19 protein-coding genes are annotated in these 26,883 nt (G+C 70.4%); 8 read left to right on the top strand and 11 right to left on the bottom strand.

Translation table 11 applies throughout. From position 1 onward, the window contains the following. Window positions 1-14: 14 nt before the first annotated feature. The 3 genes from IA22_RS0100095 to IA22_RS0100085 all read right to left on the bottom strand — a co-directional run bounded on the left by IA22_RS0100095 (window position 15) and on the right by IA22_RS0100085 (window position 6,708). On the bottom strand, window positions 15-5,036 hold the full coding sequence (locus IA22_RS0100095) for an NAD-glutamate dehydrogenase (protein ID WP_030122349.1): 5,022 nt from the start codon (window positions 5,034-5,036) through the stop codon (window positions 15-17). A gap of 436 nt (window positions 5,037-5,472) precedes the next feature. Beyond that, window positions 5,473-6,144 carry an HAD family hydrolase gene (locus IA22_RS0100090; RefSeq protein ID WP_014155938.1) on the bottom strand — a complete coding sequence of 224 codons (672 nt, stop codon included), beginning with the start codon at window positions 6,142-6,144 and terminating at the stop codon, window positions 5,473-5,475. A 54-nt stretch (window positions 6,145-6,198) separates the two neighbouring features. Beyond that, the gene (locus IA22_RS0100085; protein WP_015577413.1) at window positions 6,199-6,708 is read right to left on the bottom strand and encodes a DUF6912 family protein; all 510 of its coding nucleotides are present in this window, start codon (window positions 6,706-6,708) and stop codon (window positions 6,199-6,201) included. A 279-nt stretch (window positions 6,709-6,987) separates the two neighbouring features. Here IA22_RS0100085 and IA22_RS0100080 point away from each other — a divergent pair, with 279 nt between their 5' ends. Beyond that, window positions 6,988-7,404: an Rv3235 family protein gene (locus IA22_RS0100080; protein ID WP_030122348.1), complete on the top strand. Its 417-nt coding sequence runs from the start codon at window positions 6,988-6,990 to the stop codon at window positions 7,402-7,404. 234 nt (window positions 7,405-7,638) lie between these two features. Here IA22_RS0100080 and secA read toward each other — a convergent pair whose 3' ends face one another. Continuing rightward, window positions 7,639-10,464 carry a preprotein translocase subunit SecA gene (secA, locus tag IA22_RS0100075; protein ID WP_014155935.1) on the bottom strand — a complete coding sequence of 942 codons (2,826 nt, stop codon included), beginning with the start codon at window positions 10,462-10,464 and terminating at the stop codon, window positions 7,639-7,641. Between the two features lie 240 nt (window positions 10,465-10,704). Here secA and IA22_RS0100070 point away from each other — a divergent pair, with 240 nt between their 5' ends. Then, on the top strand, window positions 10,705-11,295 hold the full coding sequence (locus IA22_RS0100070; protein WP_030122347.1) for a GNAT family N-acetyltransferase: 591 nt from the start codon (window positions 10,705-10,707) through the stop codon (window positions 11,293-11,295). Window positions 11,296-11,304: 9 nt separating this feature from the next. After that, window positions 11,305-12,480: a winged helix-turn-helix domain-containing protein gene (locus IA22_RS0100065; protein WP_030122346.1), complete on the top strand. Its 1,176-nt coding sequence runs from the start codon at window positions 11,305-11,307 to the stop codon at window positions 12,478-12,480. 37 nt (window positions 12,481-12,517) lie between these two features. Here IA22_RS0100065 and IA22_RS0100060 read toward each other — a convergent pair whose 3' ends face one another. From IA22_RS0100060 to mtnA, 7 genes are all read right to left on the bottom strand, one after another. After that, complete coding sequence (locus IA22_RS0100060; protein ID WP_014155932.1) at window positions 12,518-13,270, bottom strand: response regulator; 753 nt, start codon at window positions 13,268-13,270, stop codon at window positions 12,518-12,520. 173 nt (window positions 13,271-13,443) lie between these two features. After that, entirely contained in the window at window positions 13,444-14,133 is a 690-nt protein-coding gene (gene hpf / locus IA22_RS0100055) for a ribosome hibernation-promoting factor, HPF/YfiA family (protein ID WP_015577417.1), read from the bottom strand. Between the two features lie 266 nt (window positions 14,134-14,399). Continuing rightward, window positions 14,400-15,182 carry a ComF family protein gene (locus IA22_RS0100050; RefSeq protein WP_030638783.1) on the bottom strand — a complete coding sequence of 261 codons (783 nt, stop codon included), beginning with the start codon at window positions 15,180-15,182 and terminating at the stop codon, window positions 14,400-14,402. Between the two features lie 146 nt (window positions 15,183-15,328). After that, window positions 15,329-17,194 (bottom strand): LpqB family beta-propeller domain-containing protein, encoded by a 1,866-nt coding sequence (locus IA22_RS0100045; protein ID WP_245229533.1) that lies wholly within the window; start codon window positions 17,192-17,194, stop codon window positions 15,329-15,331. Next, entirely contained in the window at window positions 17,184-19,217 is a 2,034-nt protein-coding gene (gene mtrB, locus IA22_RS0100040; protein WP_030122343.1) for an MtrAB system histidine kinase MtrB, read from the bottom strand. The genes IA22_RS0100045 and mtrB overlap by 11 nt, the downstream gene beginning before the upstream one ends. Window position 19,218: 1 nt before the next feature. Beyond that, complete coding sequence (gene mtrA / locus IA22_RS0100035) at window positions 19,219-19,908, bottom strand: two-component system response regulator MtrA (RefSeq protein WP_187282414.1); 690 nt, start codon at window positions 19,906-19,908, stop codon at window positions 19,219-19,221. A 4-nt stretch (window positions 19,909-19,912) separates the two neighbouring features. Beyond that, a complete protein-coding gene (mtnA, locus tag IA22_RS0100030) occupies window positions 19,913-21,061 on the bottom strand; it encodes an S-methyl-5-thioribose-1-phosphate isomerase (RefSeq protein ID WP_081889721.1) in 1,149 nt (382 codons plus the stop codon). A 140-nt stretch (window positions 21,062-21,201) separates the two neighbouring features. Between mtnA and IA22_RS0100025 the strand changes: the two genes are divergently transcribed. The 5 genes from IA22_RS0100025 to IA22_RS0100005 are packed head-to-tail and all read left to right on the top strand — an operon-like array spanning window position 21,202 to window position 26,670. Further along, entirely contained in the window at window positions 21,202-22,401 is a 1,200-nt protein-coding gene (locus IA22_RS0100025; protein ID WP_030122341.1) for a DUF7847 domain-containing protein, read from the top strand. Window positions 22,402-22,405: 4 nt separating this feature from the next. Further along, window positions 22,406-23,095, top strand: a complete 690-nt coding sequence (locus IA22_RS0100020) for a DUF4129 domain-containing protein (RefSeq protein WP_014155926.1) — start codon at window positions 22,406-22,408, stop codon at window positions 23,093-23,095. Next, window positions 23,092-24,330 carry a DUF4350 domain-containing protein gene (locus IA22_RS0100015; protein ID WP_030122340.1) on the top strand — a complete coding sequence of 413 codons (1,239 nt, stop codon included), beginning with the start codon at window positions 23,092-23,094 and terminating at the stop codon, window positions 24,328-24,330. The genes IA22_RS0100020 and IA22_RS0100015 overlap by 4 nt, the downstream gene beginning before the upstream one ends. Then, entirely contained in the window at window positions 24,327-25,346 is a 1,020-nt protein-coding gene (locus tag IA22_RS0100010; protein ID WP_030122339.1) for an AAA family ATPase, read from the top strand. Before IA22_RS0100015 ends, IA22_RS0100010 begins: the two co-directional genes overlap by 4 nt. A 10-nt stretch (window positions 25,347-25,356) precedes the next feature. Further along, window positions 25,357-26,670, top strand: a complete 1,314-nt coding sequence (locus IA22_RS0100005; RefSeq protein ID WP_030122338.1) for a DUF58 domain-containing protein — start codon at window positions 25,357-25,359, stop codon at window positions 26,668-26,670. The last annotated feature ends 213 nt before the right edge of the window (window positions 26,671-26,883 follow it).

Here is a 26,883-nt window from a genome sequence, read left to right as displayed (position 1 = left end):
GCGGCCGCGCCGGGTCAGGCGTGCGTACGCAGCAGGGTGCGCATCGTCCGCATGGCCACCGACAGGTTGGCCAGGTCGAAGGACTCCGAGCTCCGGATCTCCTCCAGGGTGGCGCGCGAACGCGCCAGGATCGCCGCGTTCTTCTCCTCCCAGGCCGTGAACCGCTGCTCCGGCGACGAGGTCCCGTCGCCGACGGACAGGACGTCCGACGTGAGCGCGGCGTGCGCGGCGTACAGGTCCTCACGGATGGAGGCACGGGCCATGGACTGCCAGCGGTCGGCCCGCGGCAGCTCGATGATCCGGTCCATCAGCTGGGTGATGCCCAGCCGGTCCGCGAGGTCGTAGTACACCTCGGCGACGGCCAGCGGGTCCTTGTCCGTACGGTCCGCGATGGCCACGATGTCCAGCGCCGGGAACGCCGAGGAGAATCCGGCCACCCGCACCGCCAGCTCGTCCGGCACACCCACCGAGGTGAGCTCGTCGAGGATCGACCGGTACCAGTCGGCGTCCGCGCCCTTGAGCAGCTTGGGCAGCTCGTTCCAGACGCGCTCGACGCCCTCGCGGAAGAACACGATGGTCTCCGCGATCCCGACCGGCTGCGGCCGGTTGCCGAGGAGCCAGCGCGAACCGCGCTCGACGAGCCGGCGCGAGTGCAGCCGGATCCGGGTCTGCACATCGGCCGCCACCGTGTTGTCGAGCGCCTCGACGGCATCCCACACGGCGGACAGCCCGAAGATCTCACGGGCGGCGTACTGGGCCCGCACGATCTCCTCGAGCGACGCCCCGGTCTCCTCGCGCAGCCGGTGCAGGAACGTCGAACCGGCGCTGTTCACCGTGTCGTTGACCAGCACCGTGGTGATGATCTCGCGGCGCAGCGCGTGCCCGTCGACCGCCTCCGGGAAGCGCTCGCCGAGCTGCTTCGGGAAGTAGGCGTGGACCAGCTTCTGCAGGTGCGGGTCGTCCGGCAGGACGGTGGAGACCAGCTCCTCGGCCGCCGTGATCTTCGTGTAGGCGATCAGCACGGCCAGTTCCGGCTGGCTGAGGCCCTTGCCGTGGTTCAGCAGCTCACGGATCTGGCGGTCGTTCGGCAGGAACTCCAGGGCGCGGTCCAGGTGTCCGTCACGGCCGAGCCTGCGCATGAAGCGCTGGTGGGCGTGGAGGAGCGACGGCGCCTGGGCGCAGGCGTTGGCGAGCGCGGTGTTCTGCGCGTAGTTGTTGCGCAGCACGAGCTGTCCGACCTCGTCGGTCATCTCCGCGAGCACCTTGTTGCGCTGCTTGACGGTCATGTCGCCGTCGCGGACGAGACCGTTGAGCAGGATCTTGATGTTCACCTCGTGGTCGGAGGTGTCCACACCGGCGCTGTTGTCGATCGCGTCGGTGTTGATCCGGCCGCCGGCCCGCGCGAACTCGATCCGGCCGAGCTGCGTGGCCCCGAGGTTGCCGCCCTCCCCGACGACACGGGCGCGCAGGTCCGCGCCGTCGACGCGGATCGCGTCGTTGGCCTTGTCGCCGACGTCGGCGTTCGACTCGGTCGTCGCCTTGATGTAGGTGCCGATGCCGCCGTTCCACACGAGATCGACCGACGCCTTGAGGATGTTCTGCATCAGCTCGGCGGGGGTCATCTTCGTGACCTTCGCGTCGATGCCGAGCGCCGCGCGGATCTGCGCGTTGACCGGGATCGACTTGGCGGAACGCGGGTGGACGCCACCGCCCGCGGACAGCAGGTCCTTGTCGTAGTCCGCCCAGGAGCTGCGCGGCAGGTCGAACAGCCGGCGCCGCTCGGCGTACGAGGTGGCCGCGTCCGGGTTCGGGTCGATGAAGATGTGCCGGTGGTCGAAGGCGGCGACCAGCCGGATGTGCTCGGAGAGCAGCATCCCGTTGCCGAAGACGTCACCGGACATGTCACCGACGCCGACGACGGTGAAGTCCTCGGTCTGGGTGTCGTGGCCCAGCTCGCGGAAGTGCCGCTTGACGGACTCCCAGGCGCCGCGGGCGGTGATACCCATGCCCTTGTGGTCGTATCCGGCGGAGCCGCCGGAGGCGAAGGCGTCACCGAGCCAGAACCCGTAGGCGACGGCGACGTCGTTGGCGATGTCGGAGAAGCTCGCGGTCCCCTTGTCGGCGGCGACGACGAGGTAGGTGTCGTCCTCGTCGTGACGGACGACCTCCGCGGGGTGGACGACCTCGCCGGCCACCATGTTGTCGGTGATGTCGAGCAGCGCCGAGATGAAGATCTTGTAGCAGGCGATGCCCTCGGCGAACCAGGCGTCACGGTCCACCGCCGGATCCGGCAGCTGCTTGGCGACGAACCCGCCCTTGGCACCCACCGGCACGATCACGGTGTTCTTGACCATCTGCGCCTTGACCAGGCCGAGGATCTCCGTACGGAAGTCCTCCCGGCGGTCCGACCAGCGCAGCCCGCCCCGGGCGACCTTGCCGAAGCGCAGGTGGACGCCCTCGACACGCGGCGAGTAGACCCAGATCTCGTACGCCGGGCGGGGTGCCGGGAGGTCCGGAATGGCCTGCGGGTCGAACTTCATCGAGACGTAGTTGTGCGGCTCGTGGTCGTCGGCCAGCTGGAAGTAGTTGGTCCGCAGCGTGGCCTTGATGACCGTGAGGAAGGACCGCAGGATCCTGTCCTCGTCCAGCGAGGCGACCTGGTCCAGGGCCCCGTCCAGCTCCTCCAGCAGCCCGTCCGTCAGCTCCGTGCCCGCCTTCTGGCGGGTCGGGGACATCCGGGCCTCGAAGAGGGAGACCAGCAGCCGGGTGGTGTGGACGTTGGTGCGGAGGGTGTCCTCCATGTAGTCCTGGCTGAAGGTCGAACCCGCCTGGCGCAGGTACTTCGCGTAGGCGCGCAGCACCATGGCCTGGCGCCAGTCGAGCCCGGCGCCCAGGACGAGCGAGTTGAAGCCGTCGTTCTCGGCCTCGCCGGTCCAGATGGCCGCGAACGCCTCCTGGAAGCGGTGGCGGGCGTCGTCGCCGAGGTGGTCGCCGTTGCCCGTGGCCTTCGGCAGGCGCAGCCCGAAGTCGTAGATCCATGCGTGCGTGCGGTCCGCGCAGCGCAGTTCGTACGGGCGCTCGTCGACGACCTCGACACCGAGCCGCTGGAGCGCGGGCAGGACCGCGGAGAGCGAGACCTGCTCCCCGGTCCGGTAGATCTTGAAGCGGCGTTCGTCGGGGCCGGCGCCGACCGGCTCGTACAGGCTGAGCGCGAAGTCCTTGCGTTCGCTCTTGAGCTCCTCGAGGTGGACCAGGTCGGCCACGGCGGCGCGCGGCGAGTGGTCGGCCTTGTAGCCCTCGGGGAAGGACTGCCCGTAACGGCGCAGCAGCTCGGCGGCGCGCTCCTCGCCGCACTCGGCGTTCAGCGCCTCCTGGAAGCCGTCGGCCCAGGAGCGGGCGGCCTCGACGAGGCGCGCCTCGATGCGGTCGGCGTCCGCGTCGGTGAGGTGCGGGAGCTCGGTGCCCGGCGGGACGCGGACGACGAAGTGCAGCCGGGAGAGGATCGACTCCGTGTTCCAGGCCGTGAAGTCGACGCTGGTGCCGCCCAGTTCCTCCTTGAGGATGTCGATCAGGCGGAGCCTGACCCCGGTGGTGTAGCGGTCCCGCGGCAGGTAGACGAGGGCGGAGTAGTAGCGCCCGTACTCGTCCTGGCGCAGGTAGAGCCGCAGCCGGCGGCGCTCCTGGAGGTACAGCACGGAGGTCACGATGGAACGGAGCTGGTCGACGGGCGTCTGGAAGAGCTCGTCGCGCGGGTACGTCTCCAGGATCTGGAGCAGGTCCCGGCCGTCGTGGCTGTTGGGCGTGAAGCCCGCGCCCTCCAGCACCTCGGCGACCTTCCGGCGCACGACGGGCACCCTGCGCACCGACTCGGTGTACGCGGCGGAGGAGAAGAGGCCGAGGAAGCGCCGCTCACCGATGACGTTGCCGTCGGCGTCGAACTTCTTCACCCCGACGTAGTCCAGGTAGCTGGGGCGGTGCACGGTCGCCCTGCTGTTCGCCTTGGTCAGGACGAGGAGCTTGTGCTCCCTTGCCTTGGCCCGGGCGTCCGCGGGCAGCCGGTCGAAGGACGGGCTCACCGGGTGCGCCTCGTCCTCGCTGTGATGCGGGTCGGAGCGCAGGATGCCGAGCCCGGAGCCGGGGACGGCCGCCAGGGCGTCGGAGTCGCGGAGCTCGTACTCGCGGAACCCGAGGAAGGTGAAGTGGTCGGCGGCCAGCCAGCGCAGCAGCTCGCGGGCCTCCTCGACCTCCTCGTCGGCGAGCTCGTCGAGGGGCTCGGCGGGGAGGTCGTCGGCGATCCGCAGGGCGGTGTCGCGCATCTTGTCCCAGTCCTCGACGGTCTCCCGTACGTCGGACAGGACACGCAGGAGGTCGGCGGTGATCTGCTTCAGGTCCGCGCGGTCGGTCTCGCGGTCGATCTCGACGTGGATCCACGACTCGACGAGCGCGTCGTGCGGCAGCTCCTGGCCGGGGTCCTTGCGGCCTCCGGAGCGCTTGGCGCCGGCGCCCCTGGCACGGTCGTCCGCGAGCACCTCGATCAGCTTGCCCGCGACGTCACGGCGCACGACGACCTGCGGGTGGATCACGAGGTGGATGCCACGGCCCTGCCGGGACAGCTCGTTGGTGACGGAGTCGACCAGGAACGGCATGTCGTCGGTCACGACCTCGACGACGGAGTGGCTGCTCGTCCAGCCGTTCTCGTCGACGGTCGGGGTGTGCACCCGGACGTTCGCGGTGCCCTGCGGGCGGTTCTCGGCGAGACGGTAGTGGGAGCAGGCAGCCCCGAAGACGTCGACCGGGTCGCGGTCGCTGACGTCCTCCGGAGCGGTGTGCAGGTAGTACCGCTGGAGATAGGCGAGCAGCGTCTCCTGGCCCGGCCGCTCGTCCTGGCCGGCTTCCGCTTCGGTTCCGGCCGCCCCGGCGAGGTGCACCCGGAGGCCGCCTCCCGGGCCACCGACACCACCGCCCGGACTGTTGTCAGCTACCCGGGCCGCCCGTGCGAGCAGCTCGGCCTTGGCTTCGTCCAGCTTGGTCTGCATGTCCTCTGGCTCCTGTCGCGCGCCGTTGCGTGACGTAGGTGAGAAAGACGGCGTACCGCCACGACGCGGGGTTTCCGGTCAGGTTCGACGCTATGCCGCCCGGGAAGATGCCCGGGACCGTATCGGCCATGTTCGGCAGACGGCCCGGGACGCGGGGATCGCGCATGGCCCGGGTGCGGTGGCACTCCGGGCGCAGGCCGGGGGCTTCGCTGCCCCCGAGGGATATCGCGCTGATCACGGGACCAGGCTATCCCTCCCGCACCCACAACCGTCATGAGCTGCATATGTACAAAAGAACACCTCGAACTTTGACACTCTGGACATCGCACGGGATCGCCTCTGCACGTAAGGGCACGCACACGGACCGGCGCCTCCGGCGCTCCGACGGGGACGGGTCTTCGGCGCGTTCCGGCCGTGGTGTCGCCCGGCCGAGGCCTCAGTCCGCCATCAGCTCGGCCAGCGCCACGGCCTCGGCCAGGGTGTCCACGACGGGCACACCGGCCGCCTCCAGGCTGCTGCGGCTGTGCGATCCGCCCGTGTAGAGCACGGCGCGCGCACCTACGTGGGCCGCGGCCACGGCGTCGTCGACCGCGTCGCCGATGACCACCGCGGATTCGGGGGCTATGTCTCCGAGCACCTCGAAGTGGCGCTCCATGTGCAGCGCCTTGCTGCCGCCCGAGGGTCCGGTCCGGCCGTCGACGCGCACGAAGTGGCCTTCGATGCCGTACCCCCGGACCACGGGGATCAGGTGCTCGTGCCCGTACATGCTCAGCAGCGACTGGCTGCGGCCGCCGCGCAGCCACCGGACCAGCAGCTCCTCGACGCCCTCGGTCAGCCCGCAGGCGGCCCGCTGCTCGGTGTAGTGGCGGTGGAAGAGGTCATCCATGCGCTCCCACTCGGCGGGCGTGGGGAGCCTGCCCAGGAGCCGCTCGTAGAACTTGGGTATCGGCACGCAGTACGTCGCGCGGTACTGCTCCAGCGTGAGCGGCGCCAGGTCGACCTCCGCGAAGGCGGCGTTCGTCGCCCCCAGGACCGCGTGGATGTCGTCGAGGAGTGTGCCGTTCCAGTCCCAGACCAGATGTGTGCGGTGCTTCCCGGGTGTCGCCATACGGAAAAAATACTCGCCCCCTACGACAGCGGCCCCGGCGCCGCCACCGGGACCTCAGGCGATGAGGCCGGGGATCTCCTGGATCCCGAACCACAGCAGCTCGTGGTCCTCCGCCCCGTCCACGGTGGAACGGGCGTCGTCGTCGCCCCGGTCGGCGGCCGCGCCGAGAGCCGCTGCCGCGGCGGCGACGTCCTCCTCCGCCCCGTCGGCGTCCACGTGCACGGCGGCGGCCTTCGACAGCGCCACCGCGTCCGCGACGCGCACCTCGCCGAGCGACGAGGCGTCCTGGACGCGGTCCGGGTCGGCGGTGACCGCCCCGTCCGGCACGTCTAGGGCGACCACGACCCGGCGCCGGGTCTCGTCCGGCCGGCCGGCGATCAGCCGCAGCGAGGCGGAAGCGGCCCGGGTGAGCGCCGCGTACTCCAGTTCCTCGATGTCGTCGGAGACGTACCACTCGCGCAGACCGGGCGTCACGGCGTAGGCGGTGAGCGGCCCCGGACCGATCTCGCCCGCCCCGTGCACCGCGGCGAGACCGGAGAGGGTGAGGGGGACGTACACACGCATGGATGACCGCTTCCGTAGTCGATGACGCCCTCAGGATACGTGCGACGTCCCCCTTCGGGGTTGCCGATCCGGCCCCCGCCGTCCACGGCGCGAGGCCCGTCACCCTCACCGTTCCCTTGCGGCACCGGGCCTGCCACCCGGATAGGTGATCCCGCCGGACGCCCGGCCGGCCCCCGACGCCGGTTGCGGGGCCGGCGACCGGCCCCGTAGAAGATGCCCAGCAGAAGTTACCGCCCGGTATCGCCCGGGCTCCGGACAGCAGCCACGGGGGCTATGAGCATGAGCACGGACAGGACGAGGCCGGCCGGACGACACGACCGCAGCAGGCCGGGCACGGTGCCGCAGCAACGGCCCCGGCGGCCGCTCCGCCCGCACCAGTGGTTCGCGGAACGCCTGCTCGCCGTCCTCAGCGGCCAGCGCCCGGTGCACTGGATGCTCGGCCACACGATCGGCGAGGCGTACGACCAGCTCGCCGAGCTCGCGCCCGACACCCCGCTCCGCGCGGGCGGCAGGCGGCCGGTGGTGCGAGCCTGCCGCGGCACCCAGCCGGCCACCGGCGTCGTCGAGGCCTTCGCCAGCATCGCCACCGGTGAGCAGGTCCGCGCCATGGCCTTCCGCCTGGAACAGGGCCCTGACCTGCGCTGGCGCTGCGCGGCGATCGACCTCGGCGGCGAACGTCTCCCGGCGCTCCGATGACGTGACGGGCCCGCCCCCGCGAGGACCGCCTGGCGGCACCTGCCGGGGCCTCCAGAACCTCCCTGCCGCCTCTCTGCGGCCTTCCCAAGGTGCTGGAGAACGCGCTGGGGCCGAAGGGGCACGGAAAGGCCGCAGACGCTCTCCCACGGCTTCGCAGGAGGTCCCGGGAAACGCTCCGGCCCGGACACCGATCGGTGTCCGGGCCGGAGCGTCGTCACATCGGACGGGCGAGCGCTACTTCTTGCGGCGCCGGCCACCCGTGCTCTTCTGCGCCTTGCGGCGCTCCGCACGCGTCATCCCGTCCGCCTCGGACCGCGCACCGTCACCGTTGGAGAAGTCGCCCTCGACGACGCCGCCCTCCCCGTCCACGGTGGGAGCGGAGAAGTGCAGCCGGTCCGGACGCTGCGGCGCGTCCAGGCCCTTGGCCCGGATCTCCGGCCGCCCGCCCGCGGCCGCCGCCACCGGCGCGTCCTGCTTCTCGAGCGAGGGGCGCTCCGCGCCCTCCTCCACAGGAACCTCCTCGACCTGCTGCTCGACCTGGACCTCCAGGTTGAACAGGTAGCCGACGGACTCCTCCTTGATGCCCTCCATCATGGCGTTGAACATGTCGAAGCCCTCGCGCTGGTACTCGACCAGCGGGTCCTTCTGCGCCATGGCCCGCAGGCCGATGCCCTCCTGGAGGTAGTCCATCTCGTAGAGGTGCTCACGCCACTTGCGGTCCAGGACCGACAGGACCACACGCCGCTCCAGTTCGCGCATGATGTCCGAGCCGAGCGTCTTCTCCCGCTCCGCGTACTGCTCGTGGATGTCGTCCTTGACGGACTCCGCGATGAAGTCGGCGGTCACGCCGGCCAGGTCGCCCGCGGCCTCCTCGAGCTCCTCGACCGTGACCTTCACCGGGTAGAGCTGCTTGAAGGCGCCCCACAGCCGGTCGAGGTCCCACTCCTCGGCGAAGCCCTCGGCCGTCTCCTGGCGGATGTAGTCGTCGATCGTGTCGTCCATGAAGTGGCGGATCTGGTCCTGCAGATCCTCACCTTCCAGGACACGGCGACGCTCTCCGTAGATCACCTCACGCTGCCGGTTGAGCACCTCGTCGTACTTCAGGACGTTCTTACGCGTCTCGAAGTTCTGCTGCTCCACCTGCGACTGCGCGGAGGCGATCGCGCGGGTCACCATCTTGTTCTCGATCGGCACGTCGTCGGGGACGTTGGCCATCGACATGACGCGCTCGACCATCTGCGCCTTGAACAGCCGCATCAGGTCGTCGCCCAGCGACAGGTAGAAGCGGGACTCGCCCGGGTCGCCCTGACGGCCGGAACGGCCGCGCAGCTGGTTGTCGATACGCCGCGACTCGTGCCGCTCCGTGCCGAGCACGTACAGCCCGCCGAGCTCCTTGACCTCTTCGAACTCCGCCTTCACGGCCTGCTCGGCCTTCTCCAGCGCGGCGGGCAGGGCGGCCGCCCACTGCTCGACGTGCTCCACCGGGTCGAGACCGCGCTGACGCAGCTCCGCCTCGGCGAGGTCGTCCGGGTTGCCGCCGAGCTTGATGTCGGTGCCTCGGCCGGCCATGTTCGTGGCGACCGTGACCGCGCCCTTGCGGCCGGCCTGGGCGACGATCGTCGCCTCACGGTCGTGCTGCTTGGCGTTGAGGACCTCGTGCTGGACACCGCGCTTGGAGAGCTGCTGCGAGAGGTACTCCGACTTCTCGACGGAGGTCGTGCCGACCAGGATCGGCTGTCCCTTCTCGTGCTTCTCGGCGATGTCGTCGACGACCGCGGCGAACTTCGCGACCTCGGTGCGGTAGATCAGGTCCGACTGGTCGGCGCGGACCATGGGCCGGTTCGTCGGGATCGGGACGACGCCGAGCTTGTAGATCTGGTGGAACTCGGCGGCCTCGGTCATCGCCGTACCGGTCATGCCGGAGAGCTTGCTGTACAGGCGGAAGAAGTTCTGCAGGGTGATCGTGGCGAGCGTCTGGTTCTCGTCCTTGATGTCCACCCCTTCCTTCGCCTCGATGGCCTGGTGCATGCCCTCGTTGTAACGGCGGCCGGCGAGGATACGGCCGGTGTGCTCGTCGACGATCATGACTTCGCCGTCGATGACGACGTAGTCCTTGTCCTTCTTGAAGAGTTCCTTGGCCTTGATCGCGTTGTTCAGGTAACCGACGAGCGGGGTGTTGACCGACTCGTAGAGGTTGTCGATCCCGAGCCAGTCCTCGACCTTGGAGACACCGGGCTCGTGGATGGCCACGGTCCGCTTCTTCTCGTCGACCTCGTAGTCGCCGGTCTCCTCGATGCCCTTCAGCGGGTTGCCCGCCTCACCCCTGGTGAGACGCGTGACCAGCTTCGCGAAGTCGCCGTACCACTTCGTGGCCTGGTCGGCCGGGCCGGAGATGATCAGCGGGGTACGGGCCTCGTCGACGAGGATCGAGTCGACCTCGTCGACCACGGCGAAGTTGTGGCCGCGCTGGACGAGCTCGTCCTGGGACCACGCCATGTTGTCGCGGAGGTAGTCGAACCCGAACTCGTTGTTCGTGCCGTACGTGATGTCGCAGGCGTACTGCTCACGGCGCTGGGCCGGAGTCATGTTGGCGACGATGCAGCCGACCTCGAGACCGAGGAACTTGTGCACCCGGCCCATCATCTCGGAGTCACGCTCGGCCAGGTAGTCGTTGACCGTGATCAGGTGCACGCCCTTGCCGGAGAGCGCGTTGAGATACGCGGGCAGGGTACCGACGAGGGTCTTGCCCTCACCGGTCTTCATCTCGGCCACATAGCCGAGGTGCAGGGCGGCACCGCCCATCATCTGGACGTCGTAGTGGCGCTGTCCGAGGACGCGCTTCGCGGCCTCACGGACCGTGGCGAACGCTTCGGGAAGCAGGTCGTCCAGGCTCTCGCCGTCCGCGTACCGTTCCTTGTACTCGTCGGTGAGCGCCCGCAGCTCGGCGTCGGAGAGGTTGACGAAGTCCTCTTCGATGGAGCTGACCTGGTCCGCGATGCGGTGCAGTTTGCGCAGGATCTTGCCTTCGCCTGCACGCATGAGCTTGTTGAAGACGGACACTGAGGCTGGTCTCCTTGCCGGTCGGGCCTGGCACTGGGTCGTGTTATGGACTCTGGCGCGGGCACGGCAGGTAGGCCCCACCGCAACGGCCATCGTAAGCGAGGACCACGCCGCGCCGGGAGGGCTGCTGCCGCGTTACCCTCACCGCGCCCTCACAGGACAACGGCCGGAAGGCGCGGAAGGTGCCGGGAAGCCCCGAAAGTGCTCGCGTCCCGGGCCCGGCATCCCCAGAATCGCCGCATGGAACCGATCACCCTCACCACCGGACGCCTGCTGATGCGTCCCTTCGTCCCGCAGGACGCCGAAGCCGTATACACGGGCTGCCAGGACCCCGACGTCCAGCGCTGGACCGTCATCCCCTCCCCGTACTCCCGCGCCGACGCGGAGCTGTGGACGCAGAAGCTGGCGCCCGCGGGCTGGCAGGAGGACACCGCGTACAACTTCGCGGTGGTACGCCGGGACGGCGGGCCGCTCCTCGGCGCGCTCGGCGTCCACCGCTGCACGGCGCCGGGCACCTTCGAAGTGGGTTTCTGGACGGCGAAGGAGCACCGCTGCGCCGGCTACACGACGGAGGCGGTGCTCGCCGCGGCACGCTGGGCCTTCACCGCGCTCCGGGCGGACCGCCTCGAATGGCGGGCGGAGATCGGCAACACCCCGTCCAGGGCGGTGGCCCTGCGTGCCGGCTTCCGCATGGAGGGTGAGCAGCGGTCGGCCCTGTTGAACAAAGGGATACGGCGTGACACCTGGACCGGCTCACTGCTCCCTGCCGATCTGGGGCTGCCCGGCACCTGTCCCTACCGGCCGGCCCCGGGTGTCAGTGGCGCGCTCTAGGGTCGACGCATGACGTCCCTGCCGCCGCCCGTCCTGGAACTCTCCGCCGACCAGGCACGCCGTATCGCTCTGCGCGCCCAGGGCCTCATGGGCGCTCCCGACCGCCGGGGCGGGGTCCATGGCGTGCTGCGCCGCCTCGGAGCCGTCCAGCTCGACACCATCTCGGTCCTCGCCAGGTCGCACGAGCTCGTGCCGTACGCCCGTCTCGGAGCGCTCGGCCGCCGCACGGTCGACGACGCCTACTGGTCGGGGGGCCGCTCCTTCGAGTACTGGTCGCACGCCGCGTGCATCCTGCCGGTCGAGGAGTGGCCGCACTTCGCGTTCCGCCGCCGCGCCTACCGGTCCCGGCCGCACTGGAACCACGACCTGCCCGACGGGGCCTACGAGACGGTGATCGAGCAGCTGCGCACGGAGGGCCCGCTGACGGCGACCGAGCTCGGCGGTGCGAAGAACGGCGGCGAGTGGTGGGACTGGTCCGCCTCCAAGGTCGCCGTCGAACGGGCCCTGATGTACGGCGAGGTGGTGTGCACCGAGCGGCGTGGCTGGAAGCGGGTCTACGACTTGGCCGAGCGCGCGATCCCGGACGCCGTGCTCCACGACGACCTGGACGACGCGGAGTGCCTGCGCCGGCTGGTCGCCCTGGCGGGGCGGTCGCTGGGCGTCGGCACCCGGGCGGACATCGCCGACTACCACCGGCTCAAGGCCGAGCAGTTCGACGCCGTCGTGGCGGACTCCGGACTGGTTCCGGTGTCGGTGCGCGGCTGGGCGAAGCCCGCCTGGGCGCACCCCGAGGCCCTGGCCTCGGAACCGCGCGGACGCCACCGCACGACACTGCTGTCACCGTTCGACTCGCTGATCTGGGAACGGGCGCGCACCGAGCGGATCTTCGGCTTCACCCATCGCCTGGAGGCGTACGTCCCCCGGCCCAAGCGGATTCACGGCTACTTCGCCATGCCGCTGCTGGCGGGAGGTCTGCTGCGGGGCAGGGTCGACCCGGCGAGGGAGGGATCCACCCTGGTCGCCCGCCAGGTGTCCCTGGACGGCGCGAAGTCCGTGCCGTACATGGCGCAGGCCCTCGCCGAGGCCGCGTCGTGGGTCGGCTGCACTGATGTGCGGCTGGAGCGCGTCGACGCACCGGAACTGCGGGAGCCGCTCACGGCGGAGATCGCCCGCGTCCTCCCGTAGGCGCCGGGCGGGCGCGCCGCGTCATCGCGTCGCCGCGCTACCTGATCTCGAGGATCTTCTCCCGCATGGCATAGACCACCGCTTCCATCCGGGAATGCAGCTGAAGCTTCTCCAGGATGTTGCGCACGTGGTTCTTCACCGTGTTCTCGGAGATGAACAGTTCCTTGGCGATATCGCGGTTGTTCATGCCCGTGGCCACGAGTTTGAGCACTTCGAGCTCACGTTCGGTGAGCCGCGGCGCGGGTACGAGCCGGCGTTCGTCGGTGCGCTGGATCATCGACTTGAACTCGGTGAGCAGTTTGGAGGCCATCGACGGGCTGATCTGGGACTGCCCGTCCGCGACGGCGCGAATGGCCGTGGCCACCTCGTCCGTCGAGATCTCCTTGAGCAGATAACCGGTGGCGCCCGCCTTGATCGCCTCGTAGAGGTCAGCCTCCTCGTCGCTGATCGTCAGCATGATGATCTTCGCGCTGGGGGCCACCTCCTTGATGGAGGTACAGGCCTCGATGCCGCCGCGCTTGGGCATCCGGACGTCCATCAGCACGATGTCGGGCAGCAGGTCGGCGGCCTTGTCGACCGCCTCCGCCCCGTCGCCCGCCTCTCCGACGACCTGGATGTCCTCCTCCTGCGCGAGGACGATCTCCAGGCCTCTGCGGAAGAGGGCGTGATCGTCCACCACGAGCACCCTGATGGGCTCCTTGTGGGGGCTGCCGTCGTCCGCGACGGATTCCGCGGCGGCAACGCCGCCGACGTCGTTCGTCCCGCGCACGGGCCCGAAGGTGTCCGCCATCGTTCCTCCCCCTGAAGCCACTGCCTGAGGTCACAGGCTGCCCGCCAACAGCGGTGCGCAGCGCACCGATTGGCTTGGGAGGCCCATGATTTCATGCCTGGCCGCCGAAGCGGTGCCCCCGAGGTCGCACAGACGCTCCAGGGGCACCGCGTACCGGCTGTGACGGGTGGGTGTCAGCCGCCGAGCGCGCCGCCCGCGCCGCCCGCCTCGTCGGAGGCCAGCGGGTCGGTCCTCAGGTGGATGACGCCGTAGTCGTAGGCGTGCCGCCGGTAGACGACACTGGGCTCCTTGGTCTCGGAGTCCACGAACAGATAGAAGTCGTGCCCGACCAACTCCATCTCGTAGAGCGCCTGGTCGAGTGTCATCGGCGCTGCGACGTGCGTCTTCTCGCGCACCACGAGCGGCCCTTCGCCCTGGACCTCGAGCGAACCGATCCTGGTGGTGGGCACGGACGGCGTGGTCTCCTCGGGGATGAGCTCGCCGTCCCCGTTGAAGGAGGCGGCCCCCGGCACCACCTCCGCGACCTCGGACGCCGACAGCCGGCCGTTACCGCGCCTGCTGTAGCGCTTGTCGTGCTCCTTGCGCAGCCTCGCATCCAGCTTGTCGGTGGCCAGGTCCAGCGCTGCGTAAGGGTCGCCTGCCGCCGCTTCCGCCCGGATGACCGGCCCGCGCGAGCGGAGCGTGATCTCCACCCTTGCCGCACGGTCCGCCTGACGGGGATTCGGCTCCTTGGACACCTCTACGTCGAGGCTGATCACCTTGCCGTCGAACTTCTGGATCTTGTCCAGCTTCAGCTTCTCGGCCACGTGCTTGCGGAACCGCTCGGGCACCTCGGTCTTGCGGCCCTTGACGACGATGTCCACGCAGAACTCCGTTCCCGGATCGCTCCGCTTCGACGGCGGAGCATCTCCCTTTTGCACCAGACCCCGGTGATCGCCGGAGCCGCGGATTCGGTGGCTTTCACCTCCTCCTCCCCCGTCGGCGAGGACTCCACCCCACCGAATTGCAGGCTTCCGGCCTGCCGGTGGGTTACCTGCCCGCAACCTGGTGGTGCATTCGTCGAAGTGCGGAATTCACCGCCCCTCACAACCGAACATAGCCTGCCCACCGCCGTATCGGCACCCGCTACTCACGCGTACCTCCGGCCGGGGCCCTTTACCCACTCACCACCTGCAACGATGGAAGTCATCTGTCCGTTCCGGTTTATTTCGAAAGCACTCGGAGAAGCCGCGACGACGGCGGCCCGCAGCCTCTCCGCCGAGGCACCGCCGACGTCTCCCGCGGCGCGGACGGCGCGTGCCGCCTCCGCCAGTGTCGAGCCCGTCGTCAGCAGGTCGTCCACCAGTACGACCCGGCCCCCGGCGAGCAGCCTCCGGGCGCCGTCCGCCACCACGAGCGCGCCCGCCAGGTTCGCCTGCCGGGCCCTGGCCCCCAGCCCCGCCTGGTCAGCCACCGCACGCCGCTGCCGCAACGCCGTGAGCAACCGGGCCCGTGTGCCCCCGCGCCGCAGACCTGCCGCGGCCGAGGCCGCGATCCTGCGCGCCGGGTCATGCCCTCGCCGTGCCGTGGCCCGCCGCGCCGAGGGCACGGGGACCAGGAGCAGCGGGCCCTCGTCGCCCTCATCACCCGCTCCGGCCCGCACAGCGGCCGCCAGCGCCCCGCCGAGCGCTCCCGCCAGCCCGAGTGCCCCGCGCTCCTTGTGGGCCAGCAGCATCGCGCGTACGGCGTTCTCGTACGGCGCCGCAGCGTGGACGACAGGAAGCCCCGGGGGCTCGGGCGTCGGTCTCGCACGGCTCGGTCCGACTGTCAGCGCGGCGGCGCACGCCTCGCACAGCTCTGTCCGTGGCCTGCCGCAGCCCTCACAGGCCACAGGCAGCACCAGCCCGACGATCTCCCGCCATCGACTCCGCACGGTTCCACTGTGCCCGGGCGGCGGAAACCCGGCCATCCCTGTGGACAACCCCTGTGGACAACCCTGTGAGGAGCCGGGAACACCCACCGCGGGACACGCGCCCCGGTCCACCGGTGGGGCTTCGGGGTCGCGGGCCGCCGGCCGGCTCAGCCCGGGTAGACCAGCGAGGAGCCTCTCTTGAGAACCGTCTGCCAGTTGTCGCCCGGCGACAGCTTCACGATCCCGTCGCTCTCGGTGTCCGCCATCAGCGGGAGCTGGTCGTCGTCCGCGGCCGCGACGGCGGTCACCTGGTTCACCCCCGGCAGGACCCCGGAGGACGAGGTGGAACCGTCCGCCTGCACGTAACGCACCTGCTGTACACCGCCCTCCTCCTTCCCGACCACCACGAGACGGCTGCGGCCCGCCCAGGAGACGGCGGTCACGTCGGTCAGCTGGGGTGCGGCCTGGCGCAGGTCCTCCACCGACACCTGCTCGTCCTCGCCGGAACCATGGCGCTCGACGCGGCCGATGTGCAGGGTCGTGTGCCCGTCCCTCGACACCCGCAGAGCGATCCGGACCCCGTCCGCCGACAGCCGGAGGGACTCGATCCGCCCACCGTTCAGGCCCGGGACCGAGACCTCCTGCGGTTCTCCGGCACCGTCCACCAGACGCAGCAGCCTGGGATCCGACGGATCGCGGTCGGCGACCCACAGGTCACCCCCGCCGTCCCAGCTCGGTGCCGACAGCCGGTCCTCCGTCCGCTTCGCGTTACTGGTCACCACAGGGGCGGCCGGCTCGCTCTCCTCGACGAGGGAGGACACGTAGAGGTGCTGCTGATCCGCCGAGACCGCGGCGGCCTGCTGTTCGTCGCGGGCCACGCCCACGGCGCCCATGACCACCGTCCCGCTGCCCAGCGGACCGGTCACCGGCTCGGGGTCACCGCCGCCCTTGCTGCTGCCGGGGATCCGCTGCACGCGCCCCTCGTCGTCGACGAAGTACTGGCTGTCGGGGCTCGGGGAGCCACGGTCCGAGGCGAACTCCTCGGCCTCGTCGGCCCCCAGCGAACACAGCGGACCGCGCGCGCCCTGCAGTTCCACCTGCCCCGCCCGGGCGGACGTCAGGTCCCGCAGGGTGAAGAACACCTGCGCGGCCATCATCCGGCAGGCGTTCCGGCCGACCTTGTCGGCCTTCTTGTTGAGCGGCACCTTCAGCACGTTCTGGTCGTCCGGCGCCAACGAGGTGACCCCGGCCCTCAGCGCCGTGCCCTCGGGGAACCGGGAGTCGACCACCGGCGTCAGCCAGTTCGAAGGACCCTCCAGCAGCGACCGCACGGTCTGTGTGGCCGTGTCCATCCGCGTGACGGGATCCGTGCGGTTCCGCACGTAGACGGGGTCCGCGACCAGTGCGGACTCGTCGTCCGGACGCCCGCCGGCGAAGTAGTACTTGTTCACCGACCGGTAGAGGCGCTTGAAGTCGGACTGCCCGAGCACCAAGCCGTCGGGCACGATGTCGATGCGCCACTCCTGCTTGCCGTCGGCCCCCTTCTCACGGACCAGATGAAGCATCTGGTCGTACTCCGACGGTGCGAGGGGCCGGTAGGAACTCTGCGCGTCGACCGCCGCCACCTGTTCGCCGGTCAGCGTGTACGTGGTCTCGGTGGTCCTGCGTTCCTTGTCGTGGATCGTGGGCCCGTTGCGGTTGGGTGCCTTCGCGAGCACCGTGGTGCCCTCGCCGGGCTGCCAGGTGCGGGCCGCTTCCGCCGTCAGGTACTTGCGGGTGGTCCGGAAGTCGGGGTCGTCGCTGGTCATCGACTCCAGGAAGCCGTCGACGACCTCGATGGGCGAGGCGCCCTCCCGCGGCGCGACGGCGTACACCTGCACCTGTGAATCGCCCGGCTGCGAGGCGTCGACCGCCTTGACGTCACCGGTGACCGGCATCGCTCCGCACCCGGCCAGAACCACGGCGCCGCAGCCCAGCAGCGCGGACAACCGCACCGCCCGGCCGCGGCCGCCCCGTCGGCGGTCAGTGTCCACGTGTGGAGTCCTCCTGCTCCGGATCCTGTGTCCCGGGGTCGATGCCCGTGTCCGCGCGGTCCGCGGCCGGACGCGACACCACGCGCGCCCCGTTGCCCGGCAGTGCCGCCGGATGGACCGACACCGGCGTCCGCGCCGCCGCCGTACCGTGCGCCGGCACACCCAGGTGGGAGCGCGGCGTGGAACCCGTCTGGTTCGGTACGGACATCAGCCGGTGCTCGTCCGACGCCGGTACCGCCTGCTCACGCTCACGGTCCTCGCGGTTACGCCGGGAATCCTCCGGCTCCAGCGGTATCGGCGAACCGCGCAGCGGCTCGTCCGCCGTACGCGGCAAGGTCAGCCGGAACTGCGATCCTCCACCGGGCTCGCCCCAGGCCTGCAGCCAGCCGCCGTGGAGGCGGGCGTCCTCGACCGCGATCGAGAGCCCCAGGCCGGTGCCGCCGGTGGTGCGGGCACGGGCCGGGTCCGCCCGCCAGAAGCGGTTGAAGACCCGGGTCGCCTCGCCCGGCTTGAGTCCCACGCCGTAGTCCCGGACCGCCACGGCCACGGCTCCCTGCGCGACGCCCATGTGCACGACGACGTCCCGGCCCTCGCCGTGCTCGACGGCGTTGACGACGAGATTGCGCAGGACCCGCTCGACACGGCGCGCGTCGGCCTCCGCGACCACGGGCTGTTCGTCCCCCACGACGCGGATCCGGGTTCCCTTGCGCTCGGCCAGCGGCTCGGCGCCACCGATCACCCGTCGGACGACCGTACGCAGATCTATCGGCTCGGCTTCCAGCGCCGCGGCCCCAGCGTCGAACCTGCTGATCTCCAGCAGATCGGAGAGGAGCGACTCGAAGCGGTCGAGCTGGTCGCCCAGCAGCTCCGCGGAACGCGCCGTGACCGGGTCGAAGTCGACACGTGCCTCGTGGATGACGTCGGCGGCCATCCGCACGGTCGTCAGGGGGGTGCGCAGCTCGTGGCTGACGTCGGAGACGAAGCGACGCTGCATGCGGGAGAGCTCCTCCAGCTGCTGGATCTTCAGCTGAAGGTTCTGCGCCATCTTGTTGAAGGCCTCACCGAGACGGGCGATGTCGTCCTCGCCGGTGACCTTCATCCGCTCCTGGAGCCGGCCGGCGGAGAGCCTCTCGGCGATCCCCGCCGCCATCCGCACGGGCGTGACGACCTGACGCACCACGAACCAGGCGATGGCGCCGAGCAGCACGACCACGAACAGGCCGGCCGTGGCCAGCGTCGTCGTGACCAGGGTCAGCGACTTCTCCTCCTGCGTGAGCGGGAAGAGGTAGTAGAGCTCGTACGGGTTGTGGTCGACGTCGTAGAGCCTCTTGCCGACGACGAGCCCGGGCTCCGGGTCCTTGCCGTACGAGTACCGGATGAGTGAGTACGTCTGGAAGGCGCCGGCGCCCTTCCCTACGTCGTCCCGCAGCCTCTGCGGGATGCTCGACGCCTCCACGCTGCCCGAGCCGCGTGGGGCGCGGCTGGTCGTGTCGTGGCCGACGGAGTCCGCACTGAGCGCCACCACGTTGAACGCGTTCGTACCACCACTGGCGAGCTGATCGACGAGCTCCGTGCGCCAGGAGGTGTTGGCCGTCATGCCGTCGGCGCTCTCCTCGCTCTGGTCCCCCGGGACCAGTGGCGCGTTCGCGTTCGTCTGCGCGGCGGCGAACCCGCCGGCCGCCTGCGTCTGCGCGGCCTTGCCCTTCGCCTCGAGCAGGCCGTTACGGACCTGCCCGATCACGACGAAGCCGAGGAGGAGCACCACGGCGATCGACATCAGCAGTGTTCCCGCCACGACGCGCAGCTGGAGATTGCGCCGCCACAACCGGACGGCCGGCAGCAGCGGCCCGCTGATCCACCGCATCAACAACCGCGGCACGGGCCCGCCGGACGTCCGGTCGCGGAACAACCGGCGGCCCAGCGGGACCTTGCCGAAACGGGGAGTGCTCCGTGCCGGACCGGCAGCCCGCTCCGTACGGGCCCCGGGCACCCCGGGTGGCGGAGCAGCGCTGCCCAGGGTCATGTCAGCTCGGTCCGGCCTTGTAACCGACACCGCGGACGGTCACGACGATCTCCGGCCGCTCCGGGTCCTTCTCGACCTTCGAGCGAAGACGCTGCACGTGCACGTTGACCAGACGGGTGTCGGCGGCGTGGCGATAGCCCCACACCTGCTCGAGCAGCACCTCACGGGTGAAGACCTGCCACGGCTTGCGGGCGAGGGCGACCAGCAGGTCGAACTCCAGCGGGGTGAGGGCGATGGACTGCCCCTCCCGCTTCACCGAGTGACCGGCCACGTCGATGACGAGGTCCCCGATCGTCAGCTGCTCGGGCGCGGGCTCCTCCGACCTCCGCAGACGTGCCCTGATCCGGGCGACCAACTCCTTCGGCTTGAACGGCTTGACGATGTAGTCGTCGGCCCCGGATTCCAGGCCCACCACCACATCGACCGTGTCGCTCTTGGCAGTGAGCATGACGATCGGCACACCTGACTCGGCCCTGATCAGCCGGCAGACCTCGATGCCGTCCCGTCCGGGCAGCATGAGGTCCAGCAGCACCAGGTCGGGCTTGGCCTCTCGAAATGCGGCCAGTGCCTTGTCGCCGTCCGCTACGAACGACGGTTCGAAACCTTCTCCCCGCAGCACGATGCCGAGCATCTCGGCCAGTGCGGTGTCGTCGTCGACGACAAGGACGCGTCCCTTCATAAACGACATCATCCCATTAGCTAATCGTTACCTGCGATGACCTGGCACACAGCTCTGCCAGTCCGACCCCCGTGACCGGGGAAATGACACCCTCCTCCGTGATGATCGCCGTGACCAGTTCGGGCGGCGTGATGTCGAATGCGGGGTTGTACGCCTTGGCCCCCGGGGGTGCGACGGCCATGCCCCCGCCCCCACCTCCGGTCGGCACACCCGGTTTCGGTGTGATCTCGGTCACCTCGGTCGCGGAGCGCTGCTCCACGACGATCGATGTACCGTCCATCGTCTCCAGATCCACCGTCGTCGTCGGTGCCACGACGAGGAACGGCACATGGTGGTACTTCGCGAGCACCGCCAACGGATAGCTGCCCACCTTGTTGGCCACCGAGCCGTCCGCAGCGATGCGGTCCGCCCCGATGAGTACGGCATCCACCTCCCCCGCCGCAAACAGCGAACCCGCCGCGTTGTCCGTGAGCAGGCTGTACGGCATCCCGTTGCGACCAGCCTCGTACGCCGTCAGCCGCGCGCCCTGGAGCAGCGGCCGCGTCTCGTCCACCCACAGCTGCCGCAGACTGCCCTCCCGGTGAGCGCGCAGCGCCACCGCGAAGGCGGTCCCCGCACCGCCGGACACGAGCGCTCCGGTGTTGCAGTGGGTCAACAACCGGTGCCCGCCTCCTCCCGGCAGCAGTTCCGCCAGCAGGTCCAGACCGTACTGCGCCATGCGTCCGCTGGCCGCCGCGTCCTCCTCGTGCAGCGCCCGCGCCTCGGCGAGGGCCACGGCGGCGGCGACCTCCTGGCCGGCCCCGCTCTCCACAGCCGCCCGGTACTCCCGTGCCACCCGACGCGCCCCGTACCCGAGGTTCACCGCGGTGGGCCGCGCCCGCTCCAGCAGGTCGGCGGCCTGAGCCACGTCCTCACCCCGCACGGCGGCCAGCGCCACCCCGTACCCCCCGGCGATGCCCAGCAGAGGAGCCCCCCGCACCGCGAGCGTCCGGATCGCCCGCACCAGTGAGGGCACATCGGCACACACCAGTTCCGTCTCCTCGGCGGGCAGCCGCGTCTGGTCGAGGAGGACCACCGCGGGACCATCCGGAGACTCGTCCCAGCGGAGTACGGAGAGGGCCGGAGGGTCGACAACCACCGGCGTTTGCGCGTCCTGATCAGCCATCCGCCCAGTCTGCCCGCTGAACCGCCCGCGCACGACGGCAAGAAGGAGATACGGCCCCAGGTCCGCACGGCGGCGCCGCGTGGCACGATGGCTGGCAACCTGCCGCCCCGATGAGCGGGCAGGACTGTGAAGGAGCGACGATGAACGACTCTCCGGGCTGGGCCTCGCCCGGATCCGCCCCCTCCGACGGCCAGGAGACGGGAATCCCCAAACCCTCCTCGCCCGTTGACGGAAGCGGTCAGTGGTCTCCCGCACAGCCGCCTCCGGGGCAGTGGTCCCCACCGAGCGCCCCCGGCAACGGGCCGGGCACACCGCCACCGGCCCCACGCTGGGGCGGCATGCCCCAGGGCCCGGGCTGGGGCGGACCGCCCATGGCCGCGAAGCCGGGCGTGATCCCGCTGCGCCCCCTGGGCGTCGGCGAGATCCTCGACGGCGCCGTGTCCACCATGCGCACCCACTGGCGCACGGTCCTCGGCATCAGCCTCACCGTCTCCGTGATCGCCGAGATCGCGATCATCCTCCTGCAGCGCTACGTCCTGCCGGAACAGAAGTCCATCGACCCGAACGCGACGGGCGCGGAGGCGATCCGCCAGGCCACCGAGTCGGCACAGTCGCAACTGGTCAACAGCGCCCCGAGCACGCTCATCGCGATGATCGCCACCCTCTTCACCACCTCGGTCCTCACCGTCGTGATCAGCCGCTCCGTGCTGGGCCGTGGCGTGACGCTCTCCGAAGCCTGGTCCGAGGCCCGGCCCCGCCTCCTTCCACTGCTCGGACTCACCCTTCTGCTCAGCCTGATGAGCGCCGGGATCATGGTGGTGGGCCTGCTTCCGGGCCTCGCCCTGGGCGGTGGGGCGGGCGGGATCGTCCTGACCTTCCTCGGCTTCCTCGCCTCCTGCATCGTCGTGCTCTGGCTGATGATCCGCTTCACGCTGGCAGCGCCGGCACTGATGCTGGAACGGCAGCCCGTGATCGCTGCGCTCCGCCGCTCCGCCAAGCTGGTCAAGAACAATTGGTGGCGGACATTCGGCATCCTCGCGCTCACCTACCTGCTGGTCATCGTTCTGGCCTTGATCATCACCATCCCGTTCGGCATCCTGGCGATGACGCTGGACAGCAACGGCCTGAGCGAGCTCCTCAACAGCAACTCGACGGACTTCGGCTGGCCCTTCCTGATCGTCACGGGCATCGGTGAAGTGATCGTCTCGACGCTCGTCTATCCCTTCACCGCAGGCGTGATGGCAATGCTCTACATCGACCAGCGCATCCGCCGCGAGGCGCTCGACCTGGAGCTCGCCCGGGCAGCAGGCGTGCCCGGCTACGAGACCCCCAGGAGCTGATGCGGTGACGGGGGCGGGGGGTGCCGCGGCAATGCGGCTCATCGGGGCGGGCGAGGAGATACCCGTGGACACCTCACGTGTACCCGCACGTGAAGCGGCACGGGACGAACTGTCCGACCCGATGTACCACGAACATGATCCGAACCTTCTCGAACGCGGCCTCGACCGCTTCTGGGACTGGATCGGCGATCTCTTCGCCGGCGCCGCCGGGGCCGCGCCCGGCGGCCCACTCGGCCTGGTCGTGGTCGTCCTCGCCGTCGTGGGCCTGGCCGCCGCACTGTGGTGGCGGCTGGGCACACCTCGACGCACCGCCCGCTCCCCGGAGACGCTCTTCGGCAGCACCGCCCGTGGCGCGGCAGACCACCGCGCTGCGGCCTCCGCGCACGCCGAGGCCCAGCGCTGGACCGAAGCAGTCCAGGAACGGATGCGCGCCCTCGTGCGCGCCCTGGAGGACCGGGCCGTGCTCGACCCACGCCCCGGCCGCACCGCGGACGAGGCAGCTGCCGAGGCCGGCCGGCTGATGCCGGCGCACGCCGCCCGGCTCCGCGAAGCGGCCCGCGCCTTCGACGACGTCGCGTACGGCGGCCGATCCGCCGACGAGGCGACGTATCTGGCCCTCTGCACGCTCGACGTGGACCTTGAGGCGACGAAGCCGCTCCTGGCCACGGGCACAGCCCAGGGGGGCACCGGTTGACCGCCACCGCGGCCGTTTCCACCACCTCGGAATCCCGTACTCCCCAGCAGGTCTGGCAGCGTGTCCGAGGAGTGCTGCTCGCCGTCCTCATCCTCGTCGTCGCGGGCGTCGCCTTCGCCGCCGTACGCTCCGGTGACCAGCACGGCCGACTCGATCCCCGGTCCGCAGACCCGTACGGCAGCCGGGCCCTCGCCGAACTCCTCAAGGAGCGCGGCGTATCCGTCGACGTCGTCACCACCCTGGACGAGGCCGCCGACGCCACAGGCCCCGACACGACCCTGCTCGTCACCGGTCCCAACACGCTGACCGCCCACCAGCAGCGCCGCTTCCACGACGCGACCGCCGGATCGGGGGGCCGTACCGTGCTCGTCTCTCCCGGCGGCTCCTCCGTAGACCGCCTCGCCCCCGGCGTACACCCGGAGAAACGCGGCCCCGTGACGGCACGCGCCCCACGCTGCGAACTGTCTGCGGCCCGCAGTGCGGGAGTCGCCGACATGGGCGGGATCCACTACGCGACGGACGCACCGGGTGCCACCGCCTGCTACCCGGACGACGAACTCGCCTCGCTGCTCGTCCTGCCGGGACGGGGAGCCGGCGACACGGTGCTGCTCGGCTCCCCCGGCATTCTCCACAACGATCGTCTCGACCAGCAGGGCAATGCCTCGCTGGCTCTGCAACTCCTCGGCTCGCGGCCACATCTCCTCTGGTACCTCCCCTCGCTCGATGATCCTTCCGCGGCCGAAGGCCGGAACGGCGGCGCGGACAGCAGGGACAGCGCCGCCGGCGACGAAGCAGGGGGAGAGAACGGCCTCATCAGCCTCATCCCCCCGGGCTGGCTCTGGGGCACCCTCCAACTCGCCCTGGCCGCCGCTCTCGCCGCCATCTGGCGCGGCCGCCGCTTCGGGCCTCTGGTCACCGAACAGCTGCCGGTTGCCATCAGGGCCTCCGAATCCACCGAAGGGCGGGCCCGCCTCTACCGGAGTGCCGACGCCCGCGACCGCGCCGCCGCCGCCCTGCGGGCCGACACACGTCACCGCATCGCCCCTCTCCTCGGCATGTCCGCACAGGACGCCGACTCCCCCGCGGTACTCCTTCCCGCCGTCGCCGCACGACTCGGCACACCGGGCAGTGACCCCTACGCCCTTCTCTTCGGCCCGGCTCCAGCCGACGACGCCGCTCTTGTCCTTCTGACCGATCAACTCGACGCCCTCGAAAGAGAGGTACGTATCTCATGAGCGCCCCGACACCGGAGACCGCCGAGCTCGCGGCAGCCACGGACACCCACGTGGCCGTGACGAACGCCGACAGCGCTCGCGCATCCCTGGAAACTCTGCGTTCCGAGATCGCGAAGGCCGTGGTCGGACAGGATCCGGCAGTCACCGGACTGGTCGTCGCGCTCCTGTGCCGGGGCCATGTGCTTCTGGAAGGCGTACCCGGAGTCGCCAAAACCCTCCTGGTCCGCGCACTCGCCGCGTCACTCGAACTGGACACCAAACGTGTGCAGTTCACCCCGGATCTGATGCCGAGTGATGTCACGGGCTCACTCGTCTACGACGCCCGCACCGCCGAGTTCTCCTTCCAGCCCGGACCGGTGTTCACCAACCTTCTGCTCGCCGACGAGATCAACCGCACCCCTCCCAAGACTCAGTCCTCCCTGCTGGAGGCCATGGAGGAGCGCCAGGTCACCATCGACGGGTCACCTCGGCCCCTGCCCGACCCCTTCCTGGTCGCGGCCACCCAGAACCCCGTCGAATACGAGGGCACTTACCCGCTGCCCGAAGCCCAACTGGACCGCTTCCTGCTCAAGCTGACCGTCCCCCTCCCCTCGCGCGTGGACGAGATCAACGTGCTCACTCGCCACGCGGAGGGATTCAACCCTCGGGATCTGAAAGCCGCGGGCATTCGACCCGTGGCAGGACCGGCCGACCTCGAAGCTGCGCGAAAGGCGGTCGCCACGACGTCGGTGTCCCCCGAGATCGCCGCCTATGTAGTGGATATCTGCCGTGCCACGCGTGAATCCCCCTCACTCACCCTGGGCGCCTCCCCCCGAGGCGCCACCGCCTTGCTTTCCACCGCGCGGGCTTGGGCCTGGCTCACGGGCCGGGACTATGTCACCCCGGACGACGTGAAGGCCCTCGCCCTTCCCACACTCCGTCATCGCATACAGCTGCGACCTGAAGCGGAGATGGAAGGAGTCACTGCGGACTCCGTCATCACCGCTGTGCTCGCCCACGTCCCCGTCCCCCGGTGAGGCGGTGACCATGGCCCTCACCGGACGGGCCGCCTTGGTGGCGGCGCTGGGATCACTCCCCGTAGGCATACTGGCCCCGAGCTGGGCGGGCGTGCTCGCGGTCAATGTCCCCCTGTCACTGGCAATTCTGTGCGACTACGCGCTGGCCGCGCCAGTGCGCAGCCTCCAGTTCACCCGATCCGGTGATACATCCGTTCGACTCGGCGACACCGCATCAGTGCAACTCACCGTGACCAATCCGTCCGGGCGCCGGCTCCGTGCCCATCTCCGCGACGCGTGGCCGCCCAGCAGCTGGACTTCGGAGAACGAACAGACCTCGTCCCGGCACCGGTTCGTCCTGGACGCCGGGGAACGCCGACGCCTCACCACCTTCCTCCGCCCGTCCCGGCGGGGAGACCGGCAGGCCGACCGCGTCACGGTCCGATCGCTCGGCCCCCTCGGTCTCGCGGCCCGTCAGGGGTATCACCGTGTGCCCTGGACGGTCCGGGTCCTGCCGCCCTTCACCAGCCGTAAACACCTGCCGTCACGGCTCGCCCGGCTTCGTGAACTGGACGGCCGGACCAGCGTGCTCACCCGTGGGGAAGGCACGGAGTTCGACAGCCTTCGCGCCTACGTACCGGGGGACGACACCCGCTCCATCGACTGGAGGGCCACCGCACGCCAGTCCGGGGTCGCTGTCCGCACCTGGCGCCCCGAACGGGACCGCCACATCCTTGTCGTACTGGACACAGGGCGCACGTCGGCGGGTCGGGTGGGCGACGTGCCGCGCCTCGACGCCGCCATGGACGCCACCTTGCTCCTCACGGCCCTTGCCACCCGCGCCGGGGACCGCGTGCACCTGATCGCCTACGACCGGCGTGTCCGAGCCCAGGTGCAGGGCAGGACGGCAGCAGGAGACGTCCTCTCGACACTCGTCGGCACTCTGGCAACCTTGGAGCCCGAGCTCGTGGAAACCGACGCACGGGGTCTCGCCACAGCGGCAATGACGAACGCTCCTGGTGGTTCCCTGATCGTCCTGCTCACCGGGCTGGACGCCGCGCCCGTCGAAGACGGTCTCCTACCGGTTCTGCCACAGCTCACCCGGCGCCACACGGTCCTCGTCGCGGCTGTCGCGGACCCTCACGTCGAGGGAATGGCCCAGGCGCGGGGCACAGTGGACGCGGTGTACGAGGCCGCGGCCGGCACTCAGACGCAGGCCCAGCGCCGCCGCACAGCCGACCAGCTCCGACGTCATGGCGTCACGGTCGTCGACGCTTCACCCGAGACCCTCGCACCGGCACTGGCAGACGCCTACCTCGCTCTTAAGGCGGCCGGCCGACTGTAGGGAGTGCATGCGAGGGCCGTGAATAACGGCCCTCGCACCTTGGCGCCTCCCAGTTCACGGAGGCCCGCACAGGCCGCCTTCTTCGCGACGATGACGCCCCACTGCCGGGAAAGTGCCCGGAACGCAGAAAAGCCCCGTGCCACAAGGGCACGGGGCTTTCCCGGAATAATTGTTCGGCGGCGTCCTACTCTCCCACAGGGTCCCCCCTGCAGT

The sequence above is a fragment of the Kitasatospora papulosa genome, assembly GCF_000717245.1.
GTDB classification, from domain to species: domain Bacteria; phylum Actinomycetota; class Actinomycetes; order Streptomycetales; family Streptomycetaceae; genus Streptomyces; species Streptomyces papulosus.
Note: the sequence above shows the minus strand (reverse complement) of the source record. Positions and strands in the feature narration are given on the sequence as shown.